At 64.1% G+C, this 20,240-nt stretch carries 8 protein-coding genes; 2 read left to right on the forward strand and 6 right to left on the reverse strand.

All coding sequences use genetic code 11. The features are described from left to right. Positions 1 to 25: 25 nt before the first annotated feature. The 6 genes from GGQ61_RS02455 to GGQ61_RS02480 all read right to left on the reverse strand — a co-directional run bounded on the left by GGQ61_RS02455 (position 26) and on the right by GGQ61_RS02480 (position 15,549). Positions 26 to 3,031, reverse strand: a complete 3,006-nt coding sequence (locus GGQ61_RS02455; protein WP_183769779.1) for a DEAD/DEAH box helicase family protein — start codon at positions 3,029 to 3,031, stop codon at positions 26 to 28. Beyond that, positions 3,028 to 4,833 carry a phospholipase D family protein gene (locus GGQ61_RS02460; protein WP_066652914.1) on the reverse strand — a complete coding sequence of 602 codons (1,806 nt, stop codon included), beginning with the start codon at positions 4,831 to 4,833 and terminating at the stop codon, positions 3,028 to 3,030. The genes GGQ61_RS02455 and GGQ61_RS02460 overlap by 4 nt, the downstream gene beginning before the upstream one ends. Then, on the reverse strand, positions 4,830 to 6,083 hold the full coding sequence (locus tag GGQ61_RS02465; protein WP_082730591.1) for a DUF6361 family protein: 1,254 nt from the start codon (positions 6,081 to 6,083) through the stop codon (positions 4,830 to 4,832). Before GGQ61_RS02465 ends, GGQ61_RS02460 begins: the two co-directional genes overlap by 4 nt. A 63-nt stretch (positions 6,084 to 6,146) precedes the next feature. Beyond that, entirely contained in the window at positions 6,147 to 9,488 is a 3,342-nt protein-coding gene (locus tag GGQ61_RS02470; protein ID WP_054362473.1) for a DEAD/DEAH box helicase, read from the reverse strand. 14 nt (positions 9,489 to 9,502) lie between these two features. Then, positions 9,503 to 12,877 carry a UvrD-helicase domain-containing protein gene (locus GGQ61_RS02475; RefSeq protein WP_221220810.1) on the reverse strand — a complete coding sequence of 1,125 codons (3,375 nt, stop codon included), beginning with the start codon at positions 12,875 to 12,877 and terminating at the stop codon, positions 9,503 to 9,505. A 17-nt stretch (positions 12,878 to 12,894) separates the two neighbouring features. Continuing rightward, the gene (locus GGQ61_RS02480) at positions 12,895 to 15,549 is read right to left on the reverse strand and encodes a PD-(D/E)XK nuclease family protein (RefSeq protein WP_066652920.1); all 2,655 of its coding nucleotides are present in this window, start codon (positions 15,547 to 15,549) and stop codon (positions 12,895 to 12,897) included. Between the two features lie 228 nt (positions 15,550 to 15,777). Here GGQ61_RS02480 and GGQ61_RS02485 point away from each other — a divergent pair, with 228 nt between their 5' ends. Together GGQ61_RS02485 and GGQ61_RS02490 are read left to right on the forward strand one after the other, a co-directional pair. Then, positions 15,778 to 16,662, forward strand: a complete 885-nt coding sequence (locus GGQ61_RS02485) for a BrxR family helix-turn-helix transcriptional regulator (RefSeq protein ID WP_054362476.1) — start codon at positions 15,778 to 15,780, stop codon at positions 16,660 to 16,662. Positions 16,663 to 16,684: 22 nt separating this feature from the next. Further along, the gene (locus tag GGQ61_RS02490; RefSeq protein ID WP_066652926.1) at positions 16,685 to 20,188 is read left to right on the forward strand and encodes a helicase-related protein; all 3,504 of its coding nucleotides are present in this window, start codon (positions 16,685 to 16,687) and stop codon (positions 20,186 to 20,188) included. The last annotated feature ends 52 nt before the right edge of the window (positions 20,189 to 20,240 follow it).

The following is a 20,240-nucleotide window of genomic DNA, read 5'->3' on the forward strand; positions in this document are numbered from 1 at the left end:
CCGGGAGCGCCGGCCGGCACGCCCGCTATTCATCGAGGCGCTTCTCTCGTGAGAATGCGGACAGATCGAGGGTCAACGCCTGCAGCAACCGCGTCGTTTCCACGTCGTGATGCGTCAACAGCTCGACCAGGTCCTCCTGGTCCGGCTGTCCCAAAGCAAGGCGATAGAGCAGCCTTTGCGCCCGCAACTTCGCGAACCGATCAATGTCGCGACTTTGGGGAAGCGCGAACAAATGCCGCTTTAGGTCCGCGCCTTCCATCGTCCACCACGGGCTGAGGCCGGTTTTGTCATCCTCGAACGCCTTGTCGGCGTCGCGTGCGATGATGTCCCATGGTGACGATGCTTGGCCTCGTGCCTGCGCCAAGGCTTGTTCGCCTAGCTTTCGGGCGAGTGGTTGGCGCACAGTCAGCCCACCGAAGCGCTGAACGCGGCCTTCTCGTTGCTCCAGGTCAACCGGGCTGGAACAAAGATCCCAGTGGCCGAGCCTGTCGCACCAGCTATGAAAGTCGAGACCTTCCTGTCCGACGGAGGTCGTCGCCAGGACGTGGGGCCAGAACGGTGTATTGAACGCGCTGCGGATTTCCTCAGAGCGCGCTGGTGGCGGTTCATCGACATCATGGTCCTGTCGATGCGTCTCCGTCTCGGTGCCGCCAAACGGCACCGCGGCGTGACAGCGGATACGGATCTTGTCCTTTTTCTTCGCGCCCTTGAACCCGAAGGTGCCGACGCTTGCTGCGAGCGCGGCCGACAAGTCCTCGATCAGCCCATCGGGGTTGACCTTGGATTTGCGTAGCCAGAAATGTTCATCCAGGACGGCTTCCAAGCAGCCATCAACGCACGCATTCTGATATTTCTGCGTCGCGTCTTCGCCGGGCAAAACAGACCAGAAAACAGGGCGGTCCAGATAGGTGCGCAGCCGCGTCCAGCAGAAGTTCACAAGCCGCGCGAAATGCTGCTCCTGGAAATCGAAAAGCTCTGGAAGGTGGCGATAGAGTGCACGGCCCGTCACCACCCCGGGAGCGCCGAGAGCCAAATCGACCAGGGCGTCGAGTTCCCATCGGCTCAACCAGGTAATCGGGTCGGCCTCTTGGCGCTGTTTGAGCAAGGTTTGAAGCGTTGCGTCCTTCGGCGCGACCCGACCCCAGCTCCTCTGGACCGCTGCGAACTCCCGCGCCAGCGGCGCCTTCTGCGCGCGTTCTATGGCCGCGAGGATTGCCCAGGCCGGTTTGCGCCGCCGGTTGCTGCGCGCATTCGGCGCCTCGGGCGCAATTGACGCGGGCAGCGCCCTAATAATCTGCTGCCGCGTCCTGCCTCTGATCTGCTTCACGGTCGCTTTCCCCTTCACATCGAGGGGATCGACAGCTCGGATTAGGAAGGGACTCGGGTGAAAAAGGGCGAGCGTCGGGCCTTGGTTAGGCTTCGGGTTAAGGTGCCGCTTCTTCCACGCGGCGGTGTAGGGAAGATTGCTCTTTCCAACGCATTTGCGCTCGACCTCGAGGCTGACGAGGGCTGCCAGACTTTGTGGTGTTGCCCTGAACCTACTGAAGATCAGCATCTTGGGCGATTGCGTCATCTTCGCCCATGGGCCTGAAGGCGTCCACCAGGTCAGCGATGGCAACACCCAAGGGAGCGCAAGCACCTCTGTCGGTACAAGGCTATTGAGGGCTCGCAGCTTGGCGCTCCCCCAGCCATCTTTTGGCGGCTTGAAGCAATTGGTGACCCCGAGGCGGGGAACGCTGCGTGTGGCGGGAAAGTCTATATTGCGAGAAATCTGATAACGGTCCCCCAGCGCCTGCGCAGGGAGCGGGACTGAAAGCCAATAGCTGACTGCGCTGCCGGCAAGCTTGGGCGATACGTGGTCGGTAAAATGGCGATAGACGTCGAGATCGTGGGGCTCGATCCTTACGGAGGGCGGCGCAGGCTCTCCGGCATGGTCGGAAACCGGGCGCTCGGTCCGCGACATGAGCGGTGTGAGGAGCCTCTCCAGATGATGCTTGAGTGCTTGGGCCTCTTCGATCGCCGCCTGCCGACTGTCGGCCGGCAGATGACCGATCAAATGCAAGAGATCACCAAACCGACGAAATTGGGTTTCGGCCTCTGCGCGTGCAGCCGACCCGCCCAGAAACTCGATAATCTTGAAAAATTCGACATGGGGAGCGGCTCCGACGCCATTTTCCCAGCGCTCCGCATAGAAGCGGTAGGGCGTGGCTGACAGGAGGAGGATCGGCGGCGGCGTTCCATTGTTACCCGCCAGCAGTTGGCGCGCTAAAGGGTTATCCGTGCCTGCGTCGAGCAACTCGCGATAGCATTGGAACTCGTCGAAAATCACGAGGTCGGGCGGGGCGGAATCCAAAGCGGCTTGAGCGAGCGCCTTTCGCATCCGGCCTAGGCTCTGACCATATTTGCTCGTCTCGATCGCACGCAGAATGTTCTCGCGGGCAGGCTTGCCAAATTCCGTACGTAGCGCTCGGCCATAGGCCGTCTTGAAGAGGGCGGAGACGTTGTCGAATTTGCCCTGAGCCTCCTCGCACGCCCATGGCCAGCCGGAGGTCGCGCCATATTCGATATAGCCTTCAGGAAAGGCATCGGTCAGGCCGGGGTACAGCTCATCCAACAGCAGCTTGATGAACGCACGCTCGACAGCCTTTCCGCCGTAGAGGCGCTGCGAACTGGAAAATGATGTGGTGGGCGTAAAGGCGTAGAGCCGTATCTTTTCCTTGCGCCGTTCCTCAAACGGAATGAGGCCGACGCGGTCGATGGTGGAGAGTGCGTCCTTGGCTTCGTTCTTGTCGAGGAAGCGGAGCAGCTCGACCTTGTTCTGGTCCGCGACCTTGAGCCCGCTCGTAATATAATAGACCGTGAACTTGCGCGCTTTGCTTGCCAGGGCTGCCAGCGTGTCACGGGCAACGACGGTTTTGCCGAGGCCGACCTCGTCCGCGACCAGGAACCGGCGTAGCGGGTTGCCTCCTGACAGCGCAGCGGTTGCAGCCCTGACCGTTGCGGACTGGAAGGGTTTCGATCTGGCGCTCATGAGGCAAGCCGCGTCCGCGCGATGGCCCAGATCTGCACAAGTTCGTTCAAGTCAGCTTTTTCCCTTTCGCTCAGATTCTCACCGTGGGCGAGAAGGGCGTCGACATAGGGCGCAAAATGACGATCGGCCCGACCGAACGCCTTGCGGTCGCGTGCCCAAGCCGTGAGGATATCCTCGAGCGTGAGGCGGTCGTATCCCAAGCTCTGGGGGCGGTTGCTCTGCACCCCGGCGTCTTCATCCCATGCGCCACCGCCGACGGGCAGTGTGTCGCCGCTGAGAATCGCGCGCATCCAGTCATGAAATGCACGAAGCCCCATGTGGCTGGCCAGCGCGGCCAGATCACGCTGTTCTTCGAGCGGCGGATCGACGGTGACACGCTGCATCCATCGCAAAGCGCCGTCCGGTCCGCTGATCCGAGCCTGAATGAAGGCGGACTGGAGTGACAAGGGGATCGTGCCAAGATCGAGGCGGACGGCGTCCGTCTGCCAAGCCAGTAGGTCGCCATTTGCAGGTCCGGCGTGCAGCACGTGCTCGGGATAGGCAAGCAAGGGAACTGCCCCCGCATCGATCGAGAAGCGTTCCCCGTCTCGACGCAGAACCGGGTTCCAGGATGCCATCAGCACTTTGCGCGACTCTTCCAGGGCATCGGCCGCGCTCGTGCTGGGCGGATCGGCGACGGCGAGTTCCTCGATGGTGACCGGCGTCGCTTTACCGATCAGGAATGCCAGGCCGGAGCCGAACGCTTCGCCGGCCTCGAGTTCGACCATGATTTCCGCGTTGCGCCCCGACCAGGCCCTCTCGGTCGCATTGGCGCTCCCCACTCTCAAGATGGTCTTCTCGCCCGAGTGGAAGCAAAAAATCTTGGCATGCAGAGCAAGGGGGGCCGGCTCCGCATCATCCTCGGACGCGGGCTCGACGCCTGGCAGCGCGAGCGGAGCTTCGTCAACGAGCACGTCTGGCGCAGTATAGGCGAGGATTTTGGAGAATCCGTCCAGCGGCTTGCCGGGCCGCCTCGCCATGTCCGTGAGGGCCGGCATCGACGAAATCAGCGTTCTGGATCCAGCCTTGCCCCAGCCACCTGCCTTCTTCACAAAATCGGGCGACAAGAACGGACTGATGATGGTTATGCCATCGACCGCGCCGGCTGGTGGTTCCGATGGCAGAGCAACGCCTTCATCCAGTCCATTGAGCAGGCTGCGCAACTGAAACCCGTCTGGGGCGTCCCACCAGACCGCCTCCAGTTGCTCTGCGATGCCATCGGCATCCTCGCGCGACGCGGAGCGCGCGAGGATGGCCCCGAGTGCTCCGATGCCTGGGAGCCGAACTCGTCCTTTCGCGCGCTTTTCGCTGCCGTCCAGCAAAACGCCCGCGTCGAGATCCTGCGATCGGGTGAGGTTCCGGCTGCCAATCCAGAGCTTCCAGCGGGTTTCCCCTTTGGGACCGTTGTAGGCGACCAAAGCAATCTTTGGATGCCAGCTGCGCTCTAGTTCATCGTAAGGCTGCTCGACGATGAACTGATCGAGGATGCCCGCGATACGGGGAAGCGCTATCGGCCGCGCTATCCGACCGCGCTGGATTATGATCCTGACGCGATCGCGCAGCTTGTCGATCGCCTCGGCAAAATCGACCGCCGTGCCGCTGCCCTTGTCGTTGTTGCGAGCAATCAGGGCGAGCAACGCCGCCGCGACCGCCGACAGATCGACTGAGTAGGTCGCAAACAATGCGAGCTTGACCGTCTCCAGTCGCCCAGGCCGCATCTCGTCGAGATAGGGTTGACCGGACCATGCCTGAGGATCGCTCATGCGACGTCTTCCAGATCGCGCAGGAGCCGCTTCACATTCCCCCAGCGATAATGGAGCGGCTCGGCGCGGCCATGGTGCTCGCCTTGCCATTCCATACGCCGATCGACCCCGAACTGATTGCTGGCGAGACGCGCGCGATTGTCTTTCCTGCTGACTTCCGCCCGCGCGTACACCTCGAGAAGCTGCATGGGGTCCTTGCCATTCGCCCTGACCCAGGCCGAAGTTTCTTTCAACACACCCTCCACCGCAGGCGGGAGGTGGCCGATTTCGGCGAGAAACAGGTCCATATCCAGCCGAGCGGCCTGCTTGCCCCATTGCTCGATCGCGTCGTTCAGTTCGGCGCGGTGCAAATTTGGCTGTGGCCGCTTGTCGCGGGTTTCCTTGAGCGTCTCGACCTGAGCCGCATAGATCGCCCTGCCGATGGCCGAAAGCGCGGCAGCCTGGCCGGCCCGCTTCAGCATGGCGGCTTCCCTGCCGGCGAGGGCTAGGATTTCGTTGTCCCAGCAGTGATCCGCCCCGCCGAGTGGTTTTCCAACCAATTTCGACAAGAGCGACGGCTCACTTGGATCGGTCGGCGAGCGAACGGCGCGGAGTTTGGTCGCGAGATAGATCTGCTCTGGGGGTAAAAGGTCGAGCGCTAGTTTTCCTTGGTCATCCTGGGAATACCGGTCATTCCAGTCACCCCAAGAATCCCAGTCCCTGGGTGCATCGATCAGCCCCGAGATGGGCCAGGCGACTGTTTCTAGGGGCTTTCCGTCATCGTCATGGTGCGCGCGCTTGCTGGACGCTGCCAGGAGCTTCGCCATGTCCGGGCGGCTCCACGGCCGGCCATCGGGGCGGGCGCCGATCAGTCCCCATTTGGTGAGCGCCGTCCAATAGACATAGGCTGGCGGCTGACTGATCGTGCGGGGGAAGACCTCCCCTCCGATCACGCCATCCTTCTCGCCGCCCACGCCCTCGACATATTTGAGCCGGCCGGTCAGCTCATGTTCGAGATCAGAAAAGGCTTGGCCAAAATCCTTGGGAACAGGGCGTTTCGTCCGCAGGCTTTGGTAAAGCCAGGGGATGAGAAGCGCGTAGCGCAGCCGTGTGTGCAGAACCGATGTGCCGGGGAAGAAGTGATCTGCGTAGCGCTGGTGGACGATGAGGAAACCAACCTCATCGCGCACGCCCGCCGCGCCGCCGAACATCATCTGTTCGGCCTGGCCCAGCGCTTTGCGCGATAAAAAAGTGAACCCAAAAGTTGACACGAAGCCTGCCCCCAAGGCTTGAGAAAATTCACAGCATAAGAAGATTTCCGATGCCCCTAGGCATCATTCATTTCCAATAACTTTCAGCCTCATGGCGCGGGTTTCGAGTAGGTAGGTTTCGACGCCGGCGAGCAGATGCAGGCCTTCTTCGCCGATGGCTTGTCGGGATAGCCCCGGCTGCACAATGCGGACGTCGAACTCGAAGCGGTGATCTTGCCACCCGACCTTGAGCTTCTTGATCGCGGCGGCTGAGCCCTGCTCGATTCGCGAGCTGAGACCACGGTCGCGGCGCATCTTTTCGCGTCGCAGCATGTGTTGAAGCATGCGGTTTGGCCGGTCGCGCCACCGAGCGGATTTCTGAGCCTGTCCGCAAACCTCATAAAGGTCTCCGAGGCGCGCACCTGGCGTATCCGCCCCTGAATATTTGCAGTGGTACAGGGTCACGGAAACGACGCTGTCAGTTATGCGCAGCGCCACGACATCGGCGATTTCGCCTTTGCCATCATCGTCGAAGATCACGTCATAGGGATCTGGGTCGGCCAACAGGGTGTCGATGACCAGACGCTGGACAGAGTCAGCGCGCTTGTCCGTGCCCTGGGATTCGACGCGAATATTGGCCTTTGACCAATCCCATGCCTCGATCTTGTCTGACGGGTACGGCTCGATCGTTTCGCCCTCGGGCAGGGTGTAGAGATGGCTGTAGATGAGAAGCGAGCCATCACCGAAGTCGATCTGAGGTGAGTCCTCGCCGAAGGATTCCGAGAGCGTCTGGACCTTGCCGCCGATCTTGATCGTCGCCTTGGGGCCGGCGCGTTGGGGGTAACGGGCGTGGCCGTCGCTGAAGACGATCTCGAACTCGGCCGCGTGGTCGTCGCTTCGCACGGCGAAGCGCAGCGGCCCGGTGCGCGCGTTATCGAGCAACTCGATATCGCATTCGGCGAAGGTTACCGGCACATCGCCAAACGAGATCTCAATCCGCTCCTCGAACTGCGTGATCAGAGATTCAGGCCAATGGATCGCCACGGGCGGAACAGCCGGTCGTTGGCTGATCTGGTGGGGGCGCATCGCGCTCTTGAAGACGCCGTCGGTCGTGATGCTGGGATCGTTCACGGTGCGGCCGACATCCTGGCACCAGTCCACCCAGTCGGTCAGGTCATGGACTTTGGCGCTGGACCAGAACTTGCCCTTGGCCGAGCATCCCCGTGAAGCAGGAAGGCCTTCGAGGAAGCCGGTGGCGAAGATGTTGTTCTTGATCCTCGACTGGGACTTCGCGCTGTCGAGGCCATCGGCGACATCCACGCCCATATACATCGAATAGCGGACGCCTCGTCCCTGATGGTGGGTGAGGCCGAGATTGCGCAGGATGAGCCGCTTGAACCCGTGGAGGCTGCGGAACACTTCCTCGCCTTCCACGCGGCGCGTCGTATCGCCACAAACCGCCTTTGCGAGCCGGTCAAACGGCCCCTTTGCAGAACTGCTGATATAGAGCACGCCGCATGCCTGATCCCAGTGAAGCATGTGCAGGTCCCAGGTGACGTTCACCGCCTGCTGCGCGGAGGTCCAGCGTGCCTGCTCCTCCGCCCGCGTCACGAAGATCGCGACCCGTTGATGCGGGTTGAGCTTCATGCCGAGATAGACGCCGGGGTCGTAGAGTTCTTCAGCGCGAAAGGGATCCCAAGCGTCGCAAGAGGTCCGGTACAGGACCGCGTTCATTTTCGGTTCCAGGGTCTGGAGCGGAATGTCGCTCAGATCTCCCGAAAAGCCCTTGAACATTTCCGCGCGGCGAACCTGGCGTTCGATCTTTGCGGAACTGAGCGCCTCCACCAACGCATTCCAGTCGGCGTCTTCAGCGTAGAGCTTGGCCAGCGCGCGATCGACATCGTCGATGCCGGTATTGGCGATCACCGTAGCATCACCCAGCCTCGGGTCCTGGCGGGTGAAGCGGCCGACGAACTGGATCGTCACCGCAACGCTCTTGTGATGATCGTGCAATGCAGCGATCTTCAGCTCGGGCAGGTCGAAGCCCTCGCCGAGCATATCGACGCAAACGATGATCCGGCTCTCAAAACGGCGTAGCGCGGCAAGATTTTCGCGCCGTTCCTTCAGTGATTGCTGGCTGTGGACTATGACTGGCCGAAAGTCTGGATAGATCGCCGCATAGAGCCTGTGCAGGTGCTTGGCGCGTTCGATCGTGTTGCAGCGGGCCATCGCAAGATGATTGAGGCCAGCATCCAGGTCGGTGGCGAGCACTTCGCCGAGCTTGTCGATGATGGCCTGGTCCGCGTCAGGCTGGTCCAGACCGAAGACTGCTTCGAAGCGGATCGGCTTGAAATAGCCCTCCTGCTGCGCCTTTTTTAGCGGGTAGGTGTAAATGAACTCGCCATCGACGCGGCCTCCGTCCTCGCGAAACGGCGTAGCGGTGAACTGGATCACTGGGATTGGTGGCTCGTGCTCGACGAAGAGCCCGCGGAAGGACTTCCACGTCCGTGCCCCGATATGATGCGCCTCGTCGATAAAGAGCGCTGAGGCGCGGGCCGCCATCCGCTCCTGCACCGGTGCCTCGGCGCGGCCAGCGATCTGCATCGTGGTGACAATGACATTGGCGCTGTCGAAGATTTCGTCGACTTCGGCCTGGCTGGTCGGAATATGCGAGAGCCGCATGACCAAAGGGAAGGCTGCGGTCTCATCGAGGCATTTCTGCTGCTTCAGGACGCCGAAGGTCTCGAATTTGCTCGCGATCTGCTCGCGTAGCGCGTCGGTCGGCACCACCACCAGCAGGCGTTCGAACCGCTGGTTGGCATTGAGCGCCAGCATTGTCTCGGTCTTGCCCGTGCCCGTCGGCATGACGATGGTGGCCGGATCGGTCGATCGCGTCGCGTGGGCAAGCGCGGCATGAAGCGCGCCGACCTGTGGACGCCGCAAGCCAGGCTGCGCCGGCTGGCCGTCCGCCGCGGCTCGCCCCTCGCGCAGATGAATCGCGTCGATCCAGGAAGCGGAGACAGCCTTCAGGCGCTCGCTGCGCGCGGAACGATCCAGCGTGTCGATGCTGGTGGGCGGTACATTCATCCACCGGCCTTCACCCAGTTCGAGCGCCGCAGCGATCCGTTCCGGCTCCGTTGCGCCGGGCACAAGGAGAATGAGATCGGCTTCCAATGGCGTGGTCGTCTTCGCGCTGATGATCTTCAGAATCTCGCCGGATTCCAGGGTCGTCTCGTGACCATTGACACGGCGGATGGCGAAGGGACGCAGTCGGCACCGCACACGCTTCGCCGGAACAGCCAACTGACGCACAGGGCTTCCCAGCACCTTGCCGTCAACGGCAAGCCGAGCCGGCAGCAGGAGTTCGATCTCGGGGTTGAAGAGATCGTCCTGGTTGGAGCCGGTGGGGCGCTTGCGGGAGGCCATCGTTTCTCCCTCCGTCAGGCTGCCACGGTCTGTGGCGAGGGCGAGACGACGATGACCGTTCCCTTCGTCATCAGGACGATGAGCCCGCGCTCGGCGCTGGTCATGTCGAGATAGGCCCGTACCTGAGCCCGATAGTGTTCGAGCGCCTTGTCGTCAGGGTTCACGTCGCTTTTCCAGTCCACCACCACGACCGGCCGGCCGTCGACGTCGACGGTCAGGGCGTCGGCGATCCCGGCCGTCACGGTCTCCACGCCGTCGGCCTCTTCTGCGGCATAGACAGGAAGCTCGGCCAGAAGATCGGGCCGTAGAGCTGCGATCTCGGGCAGCGCCAGGGTCCGGGCCACACAGGTCGCCAGCTCCTGCGCCGACAGTCCCGTTGCCGGATCGGCGACCGGGGATTGGCCGAGGGCGCGGATGAGGTGGCCAGCCCGTTCGACCAGGGCAGCTTCCGCTTCCGGGGTTTCGCCGGTCAGCACCTCTTCCATCAGTTTATGCAGGATAAGCCCGCGCTCGCGGCCGCCCTGCACGAGGGCGGCGGCTTCGAGCTCGGGCAGCTCGTCGTCGGCCGCCCCCGGCCAGAGCGCGACTTCCTCCTCTCGCAGCACGGTCCCGGTGGCGTCCTCGTCGCGGCTGGGGGCGAGCCAGGTCAGCCGGGTCTGTGCGGCGGCGATGCTTTCGGCTTCGGCGGCGAAGCTCGCCCGCGTCTGGCTGTTGCCCGCGCCGGCGCTGCTCGGCGTGAGGTCGGCCGGCAGATGGGAGAGGTCGATGCCCGGCAGATCGGCGAGCGACAGATCGACGAGACCGATCCATGCGGATTTGGCGGGGGTGGTGTCGAGTCGGGGCAATACCAGCAGTTCGCGCGCGCGGGTGGCCGCAACATACCAGAGCCGGACGCGCTCGCGGTCCAGCTCGTTCTTTTCGGCCTCGCGCGCGGCTTCGTAACCCTCGGGCTGCACGCCGAGGACCGGGCAATAGAAGGTTTCGGTCTGCCGATCGATGACCGCGCTCTCGGGCGCCATGACGCCGGTCATGGTGTTGACCGGAATGACGATCGGCCATTCGAGCCCCTTGGCCGCGTGCATGGTGAAGAGCGCGACCGCCTCCTCCTGCGCGTCCGGTCGGCCCTCGACGGCGCGCGCCTCGTCCGACCAGGCAGCCGTCATGGCTTCTGCGAAGGCACGCAGGCCGCGCACGGCATAGCCGGTCGACAGGCTGAGATAGAGATCAACATTGGCGAGCGCTCGCTCGGCTTGGCCGCGATGGCGCTCAAAGAGAAGCGGGCGGACGCGCATGACATCCACTGCCTGCGACAGCAGTTCGTGCGGCGTCGTGCTGTTGCCACGCCGGGAGAGCGATTGCAGCCGCTCGATGACCTCGCGGGCGAGCGGATGGGCGATCACGGCGGGGTCGATGCTGAGATCCAGACGCGGAATCCGATCCGGCTGTTCTTCCGAGCGCGGCAGGCTCCAGATGATGTCCAGCAACTCTTCTTCGGTCAGGCCGACCAGAGGTCCGCGCAGCAACGCGCCGAGCGCCAGGGTGTCGCGGCGATCGGCCAGGGCGCGGGTCAACGCGATCAGGTCCTGGATTTCCTGGCGGCGGAACAGACCCTTGCCGGCCTGGGTCGCCACGGGGATGCCGCGGCGCTCCAGGGCTTCCTCGTAGCGCCACAGTTCCGCGCCGGTGGGCGCCAGCAGGGCGATGTCGCCTGGCAGACAAGGCCGCTTGGCACCGCTGCGACGGTCAACGATCGGATGGCTTTCGATCAGCCGGGCGCACAGCTCGGCGATGGCGTCGGCTTCGGCGTCCCGCTGTTGCTCGGCGCTGGCCTTGCCGTTTTCATCGGCTACGGCGATGTCGAGGGCCGCCACGCAGACTCCGCCGCGATCGTCATGGAATGGGTCCAGTGCGGTGAAACCCGGCTGTCCATCGGCCGAGAGCACGGCCTCGAAGCGCTCGTTGACGAAAGTCAGGATCGAGGCGCAGGAGCGGAAATTGGTCGAGATCGACAGCAGGCTGTCGGGGGCCTGGGCGCGAAAGGCGTCGCGCGCCTGGACATAGGCGCCGACGTCGGCGCCGCGAAAGCGATAGATCGCCTGCTTGGGATCGCCGACCAGGAACAGCGCGCCAGGCCGGATGTGAAAGCCCGTCCAGTCATTGGCGTCGTCGACGGGCTCACCGCACAGACGCCAGAAGATCTCGGTCTGCAAGGGATCGGTGTCCTGGAACTCGTCGACGAGGACATGGGCGAAACGCTGCCCGAGTGCGCGACGAACAGCATCATGGTCGCGCAGCAGATCGCGGGCGGCGAAGATGAGGTCGTCGAAGTCCAGTTGGGCGCTGGCCCGTTTGTGATCACGGTAGCGCTGCAGGATCGGGCGAGCCTCCTCGATCAGCGCCGCCAGAGCGTGGCCGGCGGTGGCCTGCATGAGCGCCCCCCAGGCATTGCAGGAGGTGGTGTAATGCGCTTCGGCCGCGTCGTTCAGCCGATCGCCGTCGGCCTTGGAGAGGCCCGCTTGTTTGGCTGCTGTCGCCCATTTGCCCTTCTTGCGGTAGGAAGCGAACGCGCCAGCCTTGGTGCAAAGGTCAGGATGGGGCCGCGAAGTCAGGAGCCGGACGAGGCCGGCGGGCGTCGCGGAATCAGGCGCGTTCGCAAGGGCCGTCGCCATTTCGGCCAGACGCTTCACGATCGTCACCGTTTCCGGTTCAGCCGCCGCCGTGCCGTTCATGAAGTCCGCAAAATCGGCCGTCGCTTGCCGGAACGCTGTCATGTGGCCGTCAAGGGGAGAGATTGGCGGGGCTTGGAGCGTGCGGCGGCGGCGCAGATTCTCGGCGATCTTGTGGATGAGCGCCACGGTCTCGCCGGGGCTGTGCAGCACCATTTCGGCCAGGAGGCCGCCCTGGCCGCCGGACAGGCGCTCGCGCAGCCAGCCATCGACGATCTCGAGGAAGGTGAGGTCGGCCTGGTTGCGATCCATGACGCCCGCGCCGGGGTCAATGTCGGCCTCCGCCGGATAGGGCTTGATCAGGCGTTGGCAAAAGCCGTGGATGGTCGAGCAGGTGATTTCGTCAATCGCGGCGCTGGCGGCGGCGAGATTGGTCAAATGAGTCTCCGACAGCCCATCGGGCAGCGCCACCCGCAGTTCGGTCGCGATCTTGCCGGCCGAGAGGTCGGCGACGAACTCGCGGACACGGGACAACAGCTCGCTCGCGGCAAGCTCGGTGAAGGTGACGGCGGCGATGGAACGCGGCGCGACGCCTTGCGCCAGCATGGCGGCGATGCGGCCGGCCATGACAGCGGTTTTGCCCGAACCGGCGCCGGCCTCGACCAGGATCGAGCGGTCGTGCAGGCTGATGGCATCGCGGCGGGCACCGTCATCCTTCAGCATCTTGGATACGTTGCTCATCATTCCGCCTCCCAGACCTGAGCGACTTCGCCCAGCCGCTCCGTCGCGGCCGGCATCTTGCGTTTGCAATAGGTGGCGCCGGCATTGGCCGGCAGGGCGAAGGCGAGATCGTCGTAGTCGCCGCCCGTATCGGGACCAGGCAGGGCTGCGCCGCCGGCGAGACTGGTTCTCGCGGCGCGCAGATAGCCAGTGATCTCGGTGAGCACAGCCTCGGGATCGTCGAGCTGGAGGTCGACCGGCTCGCGCGGATAGAGCAGTGAGGCGCTGATGGCGACGTCGTCGCCGAGGAGCGCCTTCACCGCGAACGCGTAGAGGCAGCGCTGAAGCTCGCGTCCGCCGTTCAGGCGGATGTCGCCGCGCGGCGGCCGGCCCGTCTTGTAATCACGGACGAGGGCGCGCTTGCCGTCGCCCGAGATGTCGAGTCGGTCGATATAGCCGGCGATGTTGAAGCCGGTGTCAGGAATCGTGACCGGCAGGCTCACATCCCAGGGTACGTCAGCGTTGGTCTTCGGCTCCGAGCCGCCGAAGGGCACCTCGCCATAAGCGCGCGCGCCGGGCAGTGCATCGTCGCCATAGATGAGGGCGCGGCCTGCCAGCACGCGGGCATCATCGAGGGTGCGCCCCCAGATGACGGCCGGTGGAACCGGACGTTCGCTTTCCCAGTCGGTGGCGACGGCTTGGGCCGCCCGGCCCACAGCCGCCTCGATGGCTTCAGTGGCGGCGCTGGCCAGCCCGCCTGCGGCTTCGAGATCGCGCAGGGCTCGGTCGAGTACCATGTGGACAAGATCGCCGATTCCCAGCGCATCGAGCACGAGGGGTTCGGCGCTGCTCTGCGGCTCGCGCCACCCGAACCCGTAGACCCACACGAAACTGAGCGGGTTGCGTAGCAGGCGGCGCAGTGAGCTGGCCGACTGGGTGCGGCCAAGAATGGCGAGCATGAGCGGATGATCCGCGCGCACCAGCCCGTCATGGGCGGTAATTTCCGCCTGCCGCCAGTCGCGCCAGCAGCCGATCGCGCTAGTCGCCTGTGGATCGGCGGCGAACTCCTGGGGCCGCGCCATCAGCCGGTCGCTCTCACTGAAGGCGTGGGCCGGAGTCGCGTTGCGGCGCAGATAGGTTTCGTCGCCGTGCCCGGCGAGGAGGGGACTGCGTCCGAGGAGACGGCCATCGCTGTCGCGCCGGGCGCGCGAGAGAACGACGGCATCGCCTGTGGTGGCGAGGATGGTCTCGAAGTCACGGCGGTCGGCGAGGTTCACCGGCAGGGGATCGAGAATCGGTGTCGGAATGATGTGATCCGGGATCAGCCGGTCCTCGGCGATGCCGCGCGGCCAACGCGAGGAGTTGAGCCCGAGGAGGCGCACGAAGCGACGGGGCGAGGCCGCGAGCGCGCTCGCCGGCATCCAGGCGACACAGGCGCACGCCTCTAGGCCGTCATCCTGTTTCATGGTCTCCAGCGTCGCGTCGACCGAGGCGGCGGGGCCGGCGAGCAGCGCCTTGCGCCAGATCGCAAGCGCGCGGCCCTTGAGGAAGGTCTCGCCGATTTCGCTGGCAGCTTCGGGGCCTTTTGCCAGCATCTCGATCGCCGCGCGTAGCGCCGGAGTGTGATCGGCGGCTTCAGGCCAGTCTTCCGGCGCCAGCCGGGCAAACAGGCGGTTCCAGGCGGCCAGCGTCGAAAGGGGCGCATCGGTCGGCAAAACCCGCAGCCAGCCTTCAGGCAGAGCCTGGAATGCCCCACCGTCGCGGCAGAGTGTCGCCAGGCGCCGCAGACGCGATTGCGACAGGCCGCGCACGACGATGTCGGCCAGCGCAGCTGCCGCCTGTCCCTCGCGAGTGGTGACGGTGCGGACGCCGTGGACGAAGTGCAGGTCGATATTGGCGTCGGCGCGCAGGGCCAGGAAATGATCGTCATAGTCGGCGGGCGAGGCGGTCGCGATAGCGATCTTTGAGGCCGAGACGCCCGAGGCGAGCAGGTGTCGCGCCCAGCGCATCGCCTCGATAGCCTCGTGATAGGCCGTCGCCGCGCTGACGGCGCCGACCTCCGGCGCTTGCCCCGGTGTGCGCACGATCGCGACGCCTGTGCCGTCGAGCCATGCGGGAACACTCCTTGGGCCGGCGGCCCACCGCACGGGGATGTAGGCCGTGAGGGCCTGAAGTAGCGGCCGCCAGCACGGCGAAAGCTCGGTAAGGCCGGCGATCTCCATGGGGCCAAGGACGGCGGTGGCATGATTGATGCGGGCGGTCGCAGTCGCGACGATGTCGACAGGACGCATCATGCCAGCCGGAAGCCGCTCGATGACCGCCGCTTCCAGGCGCGCGATGGCGGCAAGGCGCGGATGGTCGGCCGCGCGCATGGCCAGATCGATACCCGCGCGCCAGGCTTTGTGCAGCGTGTCGACGGCTGCGTCGATCATGCCAGGAAGATCCTTGATGCTCTCCAGCTCGCCCATCGGCGTCGCCGGCAGGGCCGCCTGGATCGCCGTGCGCAAGCTTTCGTCGTCGATGGGACGGACGAAGCCGCCGGCCAGTCGCACGGCGGCTTGCTCGAAGGACATGATCTGAAGGCCTTGGCGCTTCTCCCGTCCAGCCGCCAGACGGGCCTCCCGCATGGCGAGGCGGCCATGAACGACCAGGGTGGATCGATGTGCGATGGTCATGGACGCTCTCCTTCCGGGCGCTGCTTAGGCTTGCGGCGCCGCGCCAGCGGCGGTGACCGCCGTCCGCGTGCCGCTGATTTGAGGTTCCGGCCGGCGCGATTGCGCATCCTGCCCCTCCGAGTGCATCTGATTATCCATTGACGAAACCTCGCAGTGTGAATAATAATTACACGGACTAGATCGGGTTGTCCATCTAGTTTTTATGCTCATCTACACGAGGCTGAGGCAATGGCAGAGGCCGCGACGGCATTGAAATGGGGGGTGGGGCGCCGGCTCGAGTTCATCGAGTTCCGGCTTTTTTGGGAGGGGTCGATCAACCGCGCCGACCTCGTGGAGGTATTTGGCGTGTCGGTTCCGCAGGCGTCGAAGGACCTGACGCTCTATCAGGAGCGGGCGCCCGGCAACATGGAGTACGACACCCGCGCCAAGCGCTATGTCGCCGCCGAGCACTTCGTCCTGCGCTTTCTCGAGCCGGACCCCTATGTCTATCTCGCGCAGCTTCGCTCGGTCGCCGAGGGCGCTCTTCCCGCCCATGATTCGTGGATTGCGGCTCTGCCCAGCGCCGATGTGGCGCTGACCCCCAGGCGGGACATCGACATCAAGGTTCTGCGTAAAATCCTCGACGCCACCCGCGAGGGCGTTTCCGTCGACATCTTCTATCAGTCAATGAACAAGGTGCGGCCGGACCCTATCTGGCGGCGCATCACGCCTCATGCCTTCGGCTATGATGGCTTTCGCTGGCACGCGCGGGCTTATTGCCACCTGGAGCATAAGTTCAAGGACTTCCTGCTGCCGCGCATCCTCGATGTCGGCGCGAAAGGCGAGCCGGGGGAATCGGGCGACCGGGACTGGCTCTGGAACAACTATTTCGATGTCGTCATCGGGCCGCACCCTGCGCTGACGGCGAGCCAGAAGAAGGTTGTCGCCAAGGATTATGGGCTCGATCAGGGTAATGGCGTGCTCGCAGTCCGCTATGCGATGCTCTTTTATGTTTTGAAGCGTCTGGGTTTGCTGGGTGACGCCACGAAGCAGAGCGCCCATACGCAGCATATCGTAACAATAAACCGCAAAGAAACTGAAGCTGCGCTTGAGCGAGCGGAGCTTCAGCTATGAAAGACCTGGGGAGCGCCGGCTGATGGCGGTACGGCTTGAAGACATAAAGAATGGCGCATCGGTGCGGGGCGTGGCCTCGGCTCAGGCTGTGCATGTGATCTCGGTGGACTGGATCGGCGATCAGGCGATCAGCGTCGTTTACCGCGACCACAACGGCTCGGTGGCCGAGGCCGTTCTTTATCGGGATGACGAGCACCGGCTTGAGGTCGAGCAGAGCGGGCGGGCCTGGTCGTTCGACGCTGACGGCGCGTTGCTGCGGCTGGTGACGGAAGCCAACCGCATCAAGCTGGCGCACTATTTCGATCCGTATCTGGCGATCCACACGAGTCTGGTCGATCCGCTGCCGCACCAGATTTCGGCAGTCTATGGCGAAATGCTGCCGCGACAGCCGCTGCGCTTCCTGCTCGCCGACGATCCCGGCGCCGGCAAGACGATTATGGCCGGGCTGCTGATGAAGGAACTGATCGCCCGTAGCGACCTGGAGCGCTGCCTCGTGGTCGCGCCCGGCAGCCTGGTTGAACAATGGCAGGACGAACTCGGCCAGAAATTCAATCTCGAGTTCGACATCCTTTCCCGCGACATGATCGAGAATTCGCGGTCGGGCAATCCGTTCAGCGACCGGGACCGGCTGATCGTCCGTCTCGATGTGCTGGCGCGCAACGAGGAGCTTCAGGAGAAGCTCATGAGCGCGCGCGAATGGGACCTCATCATCTGTGACGAAGCCCATCGCATGTCGGCCACTTATTTTGGCGGAGAGGTGAAATACACCCGCCGCTATCAGGTCGGCCAGAAGCTCGGCCAGGTCTGCCGGCATCTGCTGTTGATGTCGGCCACACCGCACAATGGCAAGGAAGAGGATTTCCAGCTCTTCATGGCGCTGCTCGACGGCGATCGGTTCGAGGGTCGGTTCCGCGATGGTGTCCACTACGCCGACACCGAAGACATGATGCGGCGGCTGACCAAGGAGGAACTGCTCAAATTCGACGGTCGGCCGCTCTTCCCTGAGCGGCGGGCGCGCACGGTCAAATATCAGCTCTCGGAGGGGGAGGCCGCGCTCTACACCGCCGTCACTGAATATGTGCGCACGGAGATGAACCGCGTGCAGCGCTTCGCGGAGGGCGACGGTAAGAAGCGTAACAATGTCGGCTTCGCATTGCAGATCCTCCAGCGCCGGCTCGCTTCGTCACCGGCCGCAATTTACCAGTCCCTTAAGCGTCGCCGCGAGCGGCTGGAAAACGAACTGGGCGAAGCTCGCCTTGCCGCCAAGGGCCGCCGGGCAGGTACGAGCGAGCCGACGATCAATGCCGACATGCTCGGCAACATCGAGGAATATGGTCAGGAGGAGATCGACGAGCTTGAGGACCTGATCTCGACGGGCGCGACGACGGCCGAGACGGTCGAGCAACTTGCCCTGGAAGTCGAGACTCTGAAGGGCTTGGAGACTATGGCGCTCGGTGTTCTCCGTTCTGGCGTGGATACAAAGTGGAGTCAGCTCAACCGTATCCTCGATGACGATTTGATGGTTGACGCCGCTGGCAATCGCCGCAAGCTGATCATCTTCACCGAGCCCAAGGACACGCTGCACTACCTGCTCGACAAGGTCAGGGCGCGGCTCGGCAATCCCGAGGCGGTCGAGGTGATCCACGGCGGCGTGTCGCGCGAAGAGCGGCGTAAGGTCGTCGAGCGCTTCATGCAGGACAAGGACATGCTGGTCCTGATCGCCAACGACGCGGCCGGTGAAGGCGTGAACCTTCAGCGCGGCCACCTGATGGTCAATTACGACCTGCCGTGGAACCCGAACAAGATCGAGCAACGGTTCGGCCGCATCCATCGCATCGGTCAGACAGAGGTGTGCCACCTGTGGAATCTCGTCGCGGCTGATACGCGCGAGGGCGAGGTCTACGCCCGGCTGCTCGAAAAGCTGGAAGCTGCGCGCGAGGCGCTGGGCGGCCGCGTCTATGACGTGCTCGGGGAATTGTTCGACGGCGTGGCGCTCAAGGATCTGCTGTTCGAGGCGATTCAGTATGGCGAGCGGGAAGAGGTCAAGGCCCGCCTGTTCCAGCAGGTCGATGGCGCCGTCGACCAGGCGAACCTGCTTGAGCTTCTGCGCCGCCGCGCCCTGACCAACGACACGATGCCGGAGGCCAAGGTCGAGGAACTGCGGCTCGAAATGGAGCGCGCCGACGCGTTGCGCCTGCAACCGCATCACATCCAGAGCTTCTTCGTCGAGGCGTTCCAGCATCTGGGGGGCCGGATCAAGCGCCGCGAGGAAGGGCGCTGGGAGATTGCCCATGTGCCGGTGCGTATCCGAGAGCGGGATCGTCAGATCGGTAATGGCGCACCGCTCCAGACGCAATATGAGCGGATCTGCTTCGAGAAGGACAAAATCAACCAGCAGCCGGTCGCAGCTTTCGTCTGCCCGGGCCATCCGCTGCTCGAAGCTGTAATCAGCCTGATCCGCGAGCAGTATGAGCAAATCATGCGGCAGGGCGCGATCCTGGTAGACGACACCGATGCTGGAGACGCGCTGTCGGCGATTTTCCTGCTGGAACACACCGTCCAGGACGGTCGCGTCACCAGCGCCGGCAAGCCGCATGTGATTTCGCAGCGGCTCCAGTTCGCCGCCATCGACAAGGCCGGAAACACCGTCAACGCCGGCATCGCGCCGCATTTGAACCTGCGGCCTGCCAAGCCGGAAGAGATCGCCAGCGTGCGTGATCTTCTGGAGGAGAGCTGGCTGACTACCGATCTGGAAAAGGCCGCGATCCGGTTCGCGACGGTCGAGCTGGCGCAGGGCCATGTCGCCGAGGTTAAAGCGCGGCGCTTGCCCGAGATCGAAAAGGTCGAGCAGGAGGTTCGCGCCCGGCTCAAGAAGGAGATCAATTACTGGGACTCGCGCGCCTTCGAGCTGAAGGAAGAGGAGCGGGCCGGCAAGAAGACTCGGGTGAACTGGCAGAACGCGCAGCGCCGGGCCGAGGATCTGGCGGATCGGCAAAAGCGCCGTATGGACCAGCTTGAACGGGAGCGGTTTATCTCCTCGCAGCCGCCGCGCGTGCGGGGCGGCATGGTCGTCATCCCGCGTGGGCTACTGGAAGAGCGTCAGGCGCCAAGCGTCCCGAACCATTTCGCGGAAGACCCCGTTGCGCGCCGGGTGATCGAGCTTGCTGCGATGGAAGCTGTCATGGAGGCCGAGCGGGCGCTGGGCAACGAGCCGGCCGACGTCTCCGCCCAGAAGATCGGCTATGACATCGCCTCGCACGATCCGAAGTCGGGACATCTGCGCTTCATCGAGGTCAAGGGGCGCATCGACGGAGCCGACAGCGTGATGGTTACGCGGCAGGAAGTCATCACATCGCTGCACGAGCCGGAGAAGTTCATTCTCGCTATTGTGCCGGTTACGGCCGGCTTCGCCCATGCGCCGCGCTATGTGCGTGGCCCGTTGGTCGAGCGGGAGCCGTCGTTCCTTGAAACCGCAATTCAGTTTGATCTTCGCCGATTGTTGGAACGGGCGGAGGCCGCACACTGATGGTCTTGCCGCTTGTAAATATGTCTAGTTGGGGAGCCGCCTCCAGGCAGGT

Source organism: Phenylobacterium haematophilum, from assembly GCF_014196295.1.
GTDB lineage: Bacteria > Pseudomonadota > Alphaproteobacteria > Caulobacterales > Caulobacteraceae > Phenylobacterium > Phenylobacterium haematophilum.